Origin of the sequence: Elioraea rosea (genome assembly GCF_007644105.1) — a bacterium.
Taxonomy (GTDB): Bacteria; Pseudomonadota; Alphaproteobacteria; order Acetobacterales; family Acetobacteraceae; genus Elioraea_A; species Elioraea_A rosea.
Map to the genome: position 1 here is coordinate 1 of NZ_VFAC01000072.1, position 9206 is coordinate 9206.

A 9206-nucleotide genomic window follows, 5' to 3' on the forward strand; every position below is an offset into this window, starting at 1 on the left:
GCCGGCGAGGCGCTCGGGCGCGGTGACGGCGGCGAGGGCGGGCCCGACGACCTGCGGCCAGTCGAGCGCAAGCCGCGCGACCGTCGCCTGGCGGCCGCGCATCATCGGACGCGTCACGGCCGCGACGAGGCTCGCGAGCGCCACCGGCCCGCCGCCCCGCCTGTCGTGCTGCTTGTCGGGTCCCTCGTCCATCACCACCCTGCGCGCATGGACGCAGAGATTAGCATGGACGGGGCGGCACTCGACGGGGGGGCGGTCGACGGGGCGGCGCTCGACGGGGCGGCGGCCGCTCTTCTGGGCTGGTACGACCGCCATCGCCGCGTGCTGCCCTGGCGCGCGCTTCCCGGCGAGCGTGCCGATCCCTACCGCGTGTGGCTCTCGGAGGTGATGCTGCAGCAGACGACGGTCGCCGCCGTCGGGCCGCGCTTCATCAGCTTCCTCGCGCGCTTTCCGAACGTCGAGGCGCTCGCCGCCGCACCGTGGGAGGAGGTGGCGAAGGAGTGGGCCGGCCTTGGCTACTACGCCCGGGCCCGGAACCTGCACGCCGCTGCCAAGGCGGTGGCCGAGCGTGGCGGCTTCCCCCGCGACGAGGCGGGGCTGCGCGCGCTCCCGGGCATCGGCGGCTACACGGCCGCCGCGGTCGCCGCCATCGCGTTCGGGGAGGCCGCGGTGCCGGTCGACGGCAATGTCGAGCGGGTGACGGCCCGGCTCTTCGCCGTGCGCGAGCCCTTGCCTGGCGCAAAGCGCAGGCTGGCCGAGCTCGCCCGCAGCCTCGGCGCGCAGGAACCAGCGCGGGCGCGGCCCGGCGACTTCGCCCAGGCGCTGTTCGATCTTGGTGCGACGGTGTGCACGCCGCGGCGGCCTGCCTGCGCGCTCTGCCCGCTGGTGTCAGCCTGCGCTGCACGGCGCGAAGGCATCGCCGAGACGCTGCCTGCGAAGGCGGAGAAACGTGCGAAGCCGCAACGATACGGCATCGTTTTCTGGCTTGAGGACCGCGCGGGCCATGTGCTTCTCCGCCGCCGCCCGCCCGAGGGGCTGCTGGGCGGGATGCTCGAACTGCCCGGCACGCCCTGGCGCGGGGCGGCGTGGGAGGGCCCCGACGCTCTCGCCCATGCTCCTGGGAACGCCGAGTGGCGGGAGGCAGGGCTCGTGCGCCACGTCTTCACGCATTTCGCGCTCGACCTTGCCGTGCTCGCAGGCCGCGTCGATGCGTTGCCGGGCGAGGGCGTGCCGCGGGAGGCGGTGCTTGGTGCGGGGCTTCCGGCTGTAATGGCGAAGGCGGCGCGGCTTGCGCTCGCCGATCACTCGATCGGCCGCAGCCTGGCGCGGAGCACGTCGAGAGGCAGCAGCCGGCCGCGGTCCTCGTAGTGCCAGAAGGTCCAGCCGTTGCAGGAGGGCGCGTTGGTCAGCGCCGCACCGACGCGGTGGATCGAGCCGCGCTCGGTGCCGGAACGGAGGGAGCCGTCGGCCGCCACGGTGGCGGAGAGGCGGCGCGCCCGGTCCCACACCATCGTTCCGGGAGCGATCAGCCCGGCCTCGACGAGCGCGCCGAAGGCGACGCGCGGGGCCTCGCGCTTCGAAGGCGTCGCCGCAAGGCGCTCGTCGGCGACGGGCGCCACCGCCGCGATGCGCGCCCGCGCGGCGTGGGCGTACTGGTCCTCGCGTTCGATGCCGATGTAGCGCCTGCCGAGGCGTTTCGCGACCGCACCAGTCGTGCCTGTGCCGAAGAAGGGGTCGAGCACAACCTCGCCCGGCTGGGTGCAGGAGAGGATCACGCGGTGGAGAAGCGCCTCGGGCTTCTGCGTCGGGTGAAGCTTGCCGCCATCCTCGCCCCGCAGCCGCTCCTGCCCGGTGCAGAGCGGGAAGGTCCAGTCGCTGCGCATCTGCAGCTCGTCGTTCAGCGACTTCATCGCTTCGTAGTTGAAACGATACTTCGCCTCCTTGCCGCGCGCCGCCCAGATCAGCGTCTCGTGCGCGTTGGTGAAGCGGCGGCCGCGGAAGTTCGGCATCGGGTTCGACTTGCGCCAGACGATGTCGTTGAGAATCCAGAAGCCGAGATCCTGCAGGATCGCACCCACGCGGAAGATGTTGTGGTAGCTGCCGATCACCCAGAGCGTGCCGTCGCGGCGAAGCACGCGGCGCGCTTCGGTGAGCCAGGCGCGGGTGAAGGCGTCATAGGCCGCGAGGTCCGGGAAGCGGTCCCACTCCGCATCCACGCCGTCGACCTCGGAGTTGTCGGGCCGGTGCAGCGCGCCGGAGAGCTGCAGGTTGTAGGGCGGGTCGGCGAAGACGGCGTGCACGGAAGCCGGCGGCATCGCGGCCATCGCCGTGATGCAGTCTCCGACCAGCACCGTATCCAGCGGCAGATCGAGTTCCCGCCCCATGCGCCCCCGCGTGTCCGCGCGGTAGCGCGCGAGGGGCCGATTCTCGCTCCCCAGCGACTCGGGCGTCAACCGGCGCTTGCAAGACTTTCGGTGGAGGCGATCGGGGGAGAAGCGGGTGCGGGGGCGAGATCGACCGGCCCGAACCCCGACCGATGATGGCGGGTTGCCCCGAAGGCGGCCAGCGCCGCGCGGTGCGAGGCGGTGGGGTAGCCCATGTTCGCTTCCCAGCCATAGTGCGGATGACGGCAGGCGAGACGGCGCATCGCCCTGTCGCGCAGCACCTTGGCGATGATCGAGGCCGCGGCGATGGAGAGGCAGGTGCGGTCACCGCCCACGACGCAGCGGGCCGGCACGGGAAGCTGCGGCACGGCGTTGCCGTCGACCAGCACGAGATCTGGGCGGATGGCGAGGCGGGCGAGCGCGCGGGCCATGGCGAGATGCGTCGCGCGGCGGATGTTCAGCCGTCCGATCTCTGCCGCGCTCGCCGCCGCGGCGGCGTAGGCGACGAGGCCGCCCCGGGCCGCATCGACGAGCGCGGCGTAGGCGACATCACGCCGTTCCGGGCTCAGCCGCTTGCTGTCGTCGATCAGCTCGGCAAGCGGTTCGGCGGGGTGAGCGAGGAACACGAAGGCCGCGGCGACCACCGGGCCGGCGAGGGGGCCGCAGCCTGCCTCGTCGATGCCCGCGACGATGCCTTCCCCCGATGCCGTCTCCAGCATGAGGGTTGGCAGGCTCACGTGCCGGCGAGGGCGGCGACGGCCTCGCGCTCGAGATTGGTGCGAAGCATCGGGTCGAGCCCGAGCCGCTGCCCGAGCGCATCGAGGAAGGCGCGCTCGGAGGGCTGGTCGGGCTCGATGGCCAGGCGCGCGGTCAGCCAGAGCTCGGCCGCCTGTTCGGGCGTGGCCGCCAACGCGGCGATGGCTGCGGGGTCGGACGGAGCGTTCATCGCATCGAACAGCGCGGCCTTCGCCTCGGCGTCCAGCCCGGCGCGATCGACCGCGTCGAAGATCGCCTTCTGCTCGGTGCCGTCGAGATGCCCGTCCGCCTTGCCGGCGGCGACCATGGCGCGGACGAGTGCGATGCCGAAGGGTCTTCCATCCGCCGCGAGGCTGGAAGGGAGGAAGCGCGCGTCGGTCGAGGCCATCTCGGCCTGGGTTGGCGGCGGAAGCGAGGCGGGGGCCTGCTTGCCAGCCTGGTAGGTCTGCCAGGCCCGGTAGGCGAGGGCGCCGAGCGCGGCCGCGCCGCCATAGCCGACCGCGCCACCGGCGAGCTTCCGCGCCTTCTTGCCCCCGAGCAGGAGGCCGATGATGCCGGCCGCTGCCGCGCCGCCGGCAAGGCCGCCTGGCATGCCCATACCGGACAGCTTCCGGTCTGCCTGGCCGAGGGTCTGGCGTGCGCGGTCACCCGCGCCGGCGCCGAGGAACTGGTCGAGAAGAGCCTTCGGGTCGATCATGCGCGCAGTGTTTCCCTGCCGCGCGCGGAAGTTCAAGCCTTCTGCCCGTCACAGCAGCGCAAGCTGGCGGGCATCCTCCTTCCCGGCGTGGCGCTGCGGCACGCGGAAGCCGGTGCTGTCCAGCCCGCCTGAGGGATTCGACAGGCCGAGGCGCGTGGTGCAGGCGGCGAAGCGCCGTGCCAGCATGTCGGCGTAGACGCCGCTTCCGGTGAAGCGGCTGCCGAATCGGGCGTCGTTCAGCGCGCCCGCGCGCGTCTGGCGGATCAGGGCGAGAACGCGCGCAGCCCGGCCCGGGTAGTGCGCCTCGAGCCAGGCGGTGAACATCTCGCGCAGCTCGTGCGGCAGCCTGAGCAGGATGTAGCCCGCAGCCGTCGCCCCCGCGCGCGCGCCGGCCTCGAGGATCCGTTCCATCTCGGCATCGTTGAGCCCGGGGATCATCGGTGCGGCGAGCACCGCCGTCGGGATGCCCGCGGCCGAGAGCGCCTCGATCGCCTGGAGCCTGCGCGAGGGCGTCGCCGCACGCGGCTCCATGACGTTGGCGAGGCTGCGGTCGAGCGTGGTGACGGAGAGGCAGACGCGCACGAGCCGCCGTTCCGCCATCGGCGCGAGGATGTCGATGTCGCGCGCGACGAGGGCCGATTTGGTGACGATCGTGCAGGGGTGGTTGAACTCGGCCAGCACCTCGAGCACGGCGCGGGTCAGCTTCAGCTGGCGCTCCACCGGCTGGTAGGGGTCGGTGTTCGAGCCGAGCGCGATCGGCGCGGGGCGGTAGCCCGGGCGCGAGAGCTCGCGGGCCAGGAGCGTCGCCGCCTCGGGCTTGAACAGGAGCTTGGTCTCGAAGTCGAGCCCGGGCGAGAGGCCGAGATGGGCGTGCGAGGGCCGGGCATAGCAGTAGATGCAGCCATGCTCGCAGCCCCTGTAGGGGTTGATCGACCGGTCGAAGCCGATGTCGGGGCTCTCGTTGCGGGCGATGATGCTGCGCGTCGCATCGCGCGTCAGCGTCGTTTCGAGGCGCGGGGGCTCTGCGAGTTCCTCCTCGAGGGTGCCCCAGCCATCGTCGGCGCGCTCGCCCGCGAGGTGGTCGAAGCGGCAGGGTGGGGAGAGGGTCGCGCCACGGCCCTTGCGGGCCGGCGCGGCAGGCGGGCCGGGCAGGGACCAGCCATCGTCCCAGGCCGCGCCGGGCGCGTCGTGATGAGCGTTCGCGACATGCTGATCGTCCATCGTCCCTCTCCCCGAGTGGCTTCGCAGAGGCTCGCGCATCGGCGCGGTGCGGTCAAGAACAAAACAGGAACATGCATGCGAGCCGGGTCGCCCGAGGAGGCCTCACGCCATTGCGTTCGCTCAACCGGCGGGAATCTGCGGCACTCTCGCCGGCGCATGCAGCCCCGCCCGATCGCATTTCCAGACCTCGCCGTGGTGATCCCCGCGCGCAACGCCGCGGCGACACTTCCCGCGACGCTCGCCTCGCTCGGCGACGCGCCGCGGACGGTGGTCGTGGCCGATTGCGGCTCGGCGGACGGCACGGCGGTGGTGGCGGCGGAGCTCGGCGCGCGCGTCGTGCCCGCGCCGGAGGGGCGGGGCATCCAGCTCGCCATGGGGGTCGCTGCCTGCGCCGAGCCATGGGTCCTGCTTCTGCACGCCGACACGGTGCTCTCGCCTGGCTGGCAGAACGCCGTCACCGCCTTCGCCGCGGCGCCGGATGCCGCGCGTGTCGCAGGCTATTTCCGCTTCCGCCTCGATGACGATGCGAAGGAGGCGCGGCGGCTCGAGACCGCGGTTGCTTGGCGCTGCCGCTGGCTCGGGCTGCCCTATGGCGACCAGGGGCTGCTCATCCATCGCGGCCTGCTCGGGCGCGTCGGCGGCGTGCCGGAGGAGCCGATGATGGAGGATGTCGCGCTCGTCCGCCGCCTCGGCCGTCGCCGGCTTCGGCCGATCGCGGCGGAAGCGGTCACCTCAGCGGCGAAGTTCCGCCGCGACGGCTACCTGCGCCGCAGCGTGCGCAACGTCGGGCTGCTCTCGCTCTGGTTCCTCGGCGTGCCGCCGCGGGTGCTCGTGCGCCTCGGCTGAGCGGGGCCAGATCGAAGGAGACTCAGGCGGCCTCTGTCTTCAGGTGTTCCTGGAGCCGCGGCATCAGCTCGACGAGGTTGCAGGGCCGGTGGCGGCTGTCGAGCTGGAAGCGGAGGATGTCGTCCCACCCGTCGCGGCAGGCACCGGGGCTGCCGGGAAGCGCGAAGAGATAGGTTCCCTTAGCCACGCCGCCGATGGCGCGCGACTGCATCGTGGACGTGCCGATCTTTTGGTAGCTCAGCATCCGGAACAGCTCGCCGAAGCCCTCGATGCGCTTCTCGAGAACCCGGTCGAACGCCTCGGGCGTGACGTCGCGCCCGGTGATGCCGGTGCCGCCCGTGGTGAGCACGCAATCGATGGACGGGTCGGCGATCCAGTCGCGGAGCTGGGCGGCGATGGCATCGGCCTCGTCGCGGACGATCGCGCGCGCCACCAGCCTGTGGCCTGACGTCGCAATGCGTTCGGCGAGCACGTCGCCTGACTTGTCGGTCGCGAGCGTGCGGGTGTCGGAGATGGTGAGCACGGCGATGTTCACGGGAAGGAAACGCCGCGTCTCGTCGATGCCTGCCATCGGCCTGTCCCTGTTGCCCTGTCCCTGTTGCCCTGTCGTGGTGTCGCGGCGTGCGCCTCAGCGCTGCCGGGCGGAGGCTTCCGCTCCCGGAAGCGAGCCGCCGTCGGCGTCAACATAGCGCGGCCAGCGGCCTGCCGCGAGCGCATCGAGCGAGGCCGCGCTCCGCCCGAGACGGCTCGCGTAGATCCAGGAATAAGTCAGCACCGCCTGGACATGCCGCCGCGTCTCATGGACCGGGATCGCCTCGAGGAAGAGAAGCGGGTCGTTGCGGTGCACCACGTTCGGCGCCCAGCGGCCGAAATTGCCCGGCCCTGCGTTGTAGGAGGCGATCAGGCTGATCAGGTCGCCCTCCACCACCGGGTGGCGGGCGAGATACTCGACATAGCGCTGGCCGACCTCGAGGTTGAACTCCGGCTCGTGCAGCCTGTGGCGGTCGCGCCCGGCGAGCGAGCGCTGGCCGGTCACGTAGCTCGCCGTCACCGGCATGATCTGCATGATGCCGCGCGCGCCGGCCGGGCTCACCGCGCCTGGCTCGAAATTGCTCTCGAGCCGGGCGAGCGCGAGCAGAAGAGCGGGGTCGATCCGATAGCCGCCGGAGGGGGCCCAGCGGGGCACGGGGAAGCGGGCATAGTCGCGCGGCCGCCCGTCGCCGCTTTCGGCCAATGTCGCGAGCCGCATCGCCGTGTCCGACATGCCGGCCTGGCTCGCGACGACGAGCATGGCGCGGGCAAGCGACGGGTCCGACGCGGCCGCCTCGCCCATCGCGACGAACTCGCTCTCCGCCCGCGCGCGCTGCCCGACCTGGAGCAGCGCGAGGGCACGCAGGCCAGCGGGGTGGGAAACGAGGAGCGCCGCCTCGGCCTCGCCGAGCACGTCGCGCTCCCAGGCGAAGCCGCCGGAGAGGCCGAGATTGCGGCGCGCGAGCAGGCCGTAGAGGCTCCTCTGGTCGCGCGCTGCCTCGGTCAGCCACGGGATGTAGGCACGGTGGTCGCGCGTGCGCAGGGCAGCCCGGGCGGCCCAATAGGCGCCGGCGGCACGGCGCGCGGAGGTCGCGACCGGCGCGCGCGCCGTCGCCTCGAAATGCCGCCGTGCGGCGTCGTGCCGGCCGAGACGCCACGCCGAAAGCCCCGCGATCCAGTGAAGCTCGCCGACCTCCGCGCCGCCGCGGCGGATGCCGGCATTGGCCGCGGCAAGCGCCTCGGCGTCGCGGTTGCGCAGGAACAGGCCGCGGGCGATCTGGGCGCGGAGGAGCCCCGCCTGCGCGGGATCGACGTCCCGTGCCGTGGCGATCGCCTTCTCCGCCGCGTCGAAATCCTCGAGCCCGATGTTAGAGGAAACCGTGCGCGCGAGGCCCGGGTTGCGCGCGCCCGGCGGCAGGACGACAAAACGCTCCTCGTCGTCGATCATGTCTGCCGCGGGAAGCGTCGTGCCTTCGGGCGCGGGAGGGCGCCTGGCGCCACGCGGCAGGCGGGCGAGCAGAAGCCTGTGGATCTGGGCCGCATCGGGCTCGTCCGCGAAGCGGTCAAGCCAGTCGGTGAGCTCGGGCACGGTGGCGCGGGTGTGGGGGCCGAGCAGACGGTCCGCGAGGATGTGCCCGACCAGCAGCGTGTCCGTCAGCCGTTCGGTCTCTGCGGCGGCCTCGGCGATGTTGCCGCGCGCCTGGAGCTGGAAGATGCGGCGATAGAGCGCGGCATCGGAGGGCAGCAGCACCTGAGGTATGCCGATGGCACCGCCTCGAGGCGGTGGCCTGGGTACCGAGAGGGCAAGCTCAGTCCAGCCCCCGGCCCCTTCCGATGTGTCGTCCCGGCTGGCCGCTTCGGCCAGGGCGGGAAAACATGATGAAATCCAGATCAGGCCCGCGGTGGATACAGTGCGAGCCCATGCCCCCGTTTTGCTTCGCATGGTCCGTCGCGGTTAACCGACGGGTAACCGGTTGCGCAATGCCAATGTGCGAGACAATTCTCAACCCTGGAGACGGGTCTAGTGCCGCCAGCAGGTTCCGGGGCTTTTCTGGCGTGCCTTAATGCTGCCGCATATCGTCGAGCCGCTGCCGCAGCGCGAGAAGATCAGACCACGCATCCTTTTTCGCGCCAGGGTTGCGGAGCAGGTAGGCCGGGTGGAGCGTCGCCAGCGCCGGAACCTCCATCCCCTCCACCTCGAGCGTCATCCACCGCCCGCGCAGCCGGGTGATGCCCTCCCGCGCGCCGGTCAGCGACCGCACGGCCACGGCCCCGAGAAGCAGAACGAGCCTCGGCCGTACGAGTGCGACATGCCTTCGGATGAAGGGAAGCGACAGCGCGATCTCGCTGTCGGTCGGGTTGCGGTTCCCAGGCGGCCGCCAGGTGACGATGTTGGTGATGTAGAACGATCCGTCCCCGGTACCGTGCCGGTCGAGCCCGATCGAGGCGAGCATGCGGTCGAGTAGCCGCCCCGAGGCGCCGACGAAGGGCTTGCCCTCGCGATCCTCCTCCGCGCCTGGCGCCTCGCCGATCAGCATCAGCGGGGCTTCCGGGTTGCCGTCGGCGAAGACGAGGTTGGTCGCGGTCTCGCGCAGCGCGAGGCCTGAGAATCCGGCGATCGCTGCACGCAGGGCGGGGAGGTCGCTTGCCGCCGCGGCGAGCGCTTCCGCCTCCGCCGAGGGGCCCGCGGGGGTTGCCTGGCGCGGCACGGCGGGAGCAGGGGCCTGCGGCGCGAGCGTGCGGGACGCTGCGCGCGGGGGGGGCGCGTCGGC

General features: G+C 72.5%; 10 protein-coding genes. 2 read left to right on the top strand and 8 right to left on the bottom strand.

Annotated elements, in window-relative coordinates; genetic code table 11:
* A partial coding sequence (locus FIF60_RS20985) for a DciA family protein (RefSeq protein ID WP_144300242.1) occupies positions 1-192 on the bottom strand: 192 nt, incomplete at its 3' end.
* Positions 193-225: 33 nt separating this feature from the next.
* Between FIF60_RS20985 and FIF60_RS20990 the strand changes: the two genes are divergently transcribed.
* A complete protein-coding gene (locus tag FIF60_RS20990; protein ID WP_204251272.1) occupies positions 226-1368 on the top strand; it encodes an A/G-specific adenine glycosylase in 1143 nt (380 codons plus the stop codon).
* On the opposite strand, the gene FIF60_RS20995 is transcribed toward FIF60_RS20990, so the two are convergent.
* The 4 genes from FIF60_RS20995 to FIF60_RS21010 form a co-directional block, all read right to left on the bottom strand.
* Positions 1302-2384, bottom strand: a complete 1083-nt coding sequence (locus FIF60_RS20995; protein WP_144300244.1) for a site-specific DNA-methyltransferase — start codon at positions 2382-2384, stop codon at positions 1302-1304. The two genes, FIF60_RS20990 and FIF60_RS20995, sit on opposite strands and share 67 nt — an antisense overlap.
* A gap of 65 nt (positions 2385-2449) precedes the next feature.
* Entirely contained in the window at positions 2450-3115 is a 666-nt protein-coding gene (locus FIF60_RS21000) for a ribonuclease HII (RefSeq protein WP_408869881.1), read from the bottom strand.
* Between the two features lie 2 nt (positions 3116-3117).
* A complete protein-coding gene (locus FIF60_RS21005; protein ID WP_144300246.1) occupies positions 3118-3837 on the bottom strand; it encodes a tellurite resistance TerB family protein in 720 nt (239 codons plus the stop codon).
* A gap of 48 nt (positions 3838-3885) precedes the next feature.
* Positions 3886-5058 carry a PA0069 family radical SAM protein gene (locus tag FIF60_RS21010; protein ID WP_144300247.1) on the bottom strand — a complete coding sequence of 391 codons (1173 nt, stop codon included), beginning with the start codon at positions 5056-5058 and terminating at the stop codon, positions 3886-3888.
* 156 nt (positions 5059-5214) lie between these two features.
* On the opposite strand from FIF60_RS21010, the gene FIF60_RS21015 reads away from it, so the two are divergent.
* Positions 5215-5904 carry a glycosyltransferase gene (locus FIF60_RS21015; RefSeq protein ID WP_144300248.1) on the top strand — a complete coding sequence of 230 codons (690 nt, stop codon included), beginning with the start codon at positions 5215-5217 and terminating at the stop codon, positions 5902-5904.
* Between the two features lie 22 nt (positions 5905-5926).
* Here FIF60_RS21015 and moaB read toward each other — a convergent pair whose 3' ends face one another.
* The 3 genes from moaB to FIF60_RS21030 all read right to left on the bottom strand — a co-directional run.
* The gene (gene moaB / locus FIF60_RS21020; protein ID WP_144300249.1) at positions 5927-6475 is read right to left on the bottom strand and encodes a molybdenum cofactor biosynthesis protein B; all 549 of its coding nucleotides are present in this window, start codon (positions 6473-6475) and stop codon (positions 5927-5929) included.
* Positions 6476-6532: 57 nt separating this feature from the next.
* Positions 6533-8185: a transglycosylase SLT domain-containing protein gene (locus FIF60_RS21025; protein WP_158639337.1), complete on the bottom strand. Its 1653-nt coding sequence runs from the start codon at positions 8183-8185 to the stop codon at positions 6533-6535.
* 310 nt (positions 8186-8495) lie between these two features.
* A partial coding sequence (locus FIF60_RS21030) for a uracil-DNA glycosylase (RefSeq protein WP_144300251.1) occupies positions 8496-9206 on the bottom strand: 711 nt, incomplete at its 5' end.

Coding starts and splice junctions, on each gene's coding strand:
- FIF60_RS21005 (WP_144300246.1), bottom strand. CDS start 3,837: ATGATCGACCCGAAGGCTCTTCTCGACCAGTTCCTCGGCGCCGGCGCG.
- FIF60_RS20995 (WP_144300244.1), bottom strand. CDS start 2,384: ATGGGGCGGGAACTCGATCTGCCGCTGGATACGGTGCTGGTCGGAGAC.
- FIF60_RS21015 (WP_144300248.1), top strand. CDS start 5,215: ATGCAGCCCCGCCCGATCGCATTTCCAGACCTCGCCGTGGTGATCCCC.
- moaB (WP_144300249.1), bottom strand. CDS start 6,475: ATGGCAGGCATCGACGAGACGCGGCGTTTCCTTCCCGTGAACATCGCC.
- FIF60_RS21010 (WP_144300247.1), bottom strand. CDS start 5,058: ATGGACGATCAGCATGTCGCGAACGCTCATCACGACGCGCCCGGCGCG.
- FIF60_RS20990 (WP_204251272.1), top strand. CDS start 226: ATGGACGGGGCGGCACTCGACGGGGGGGCGGTCGACGGGGCGGCGCTC.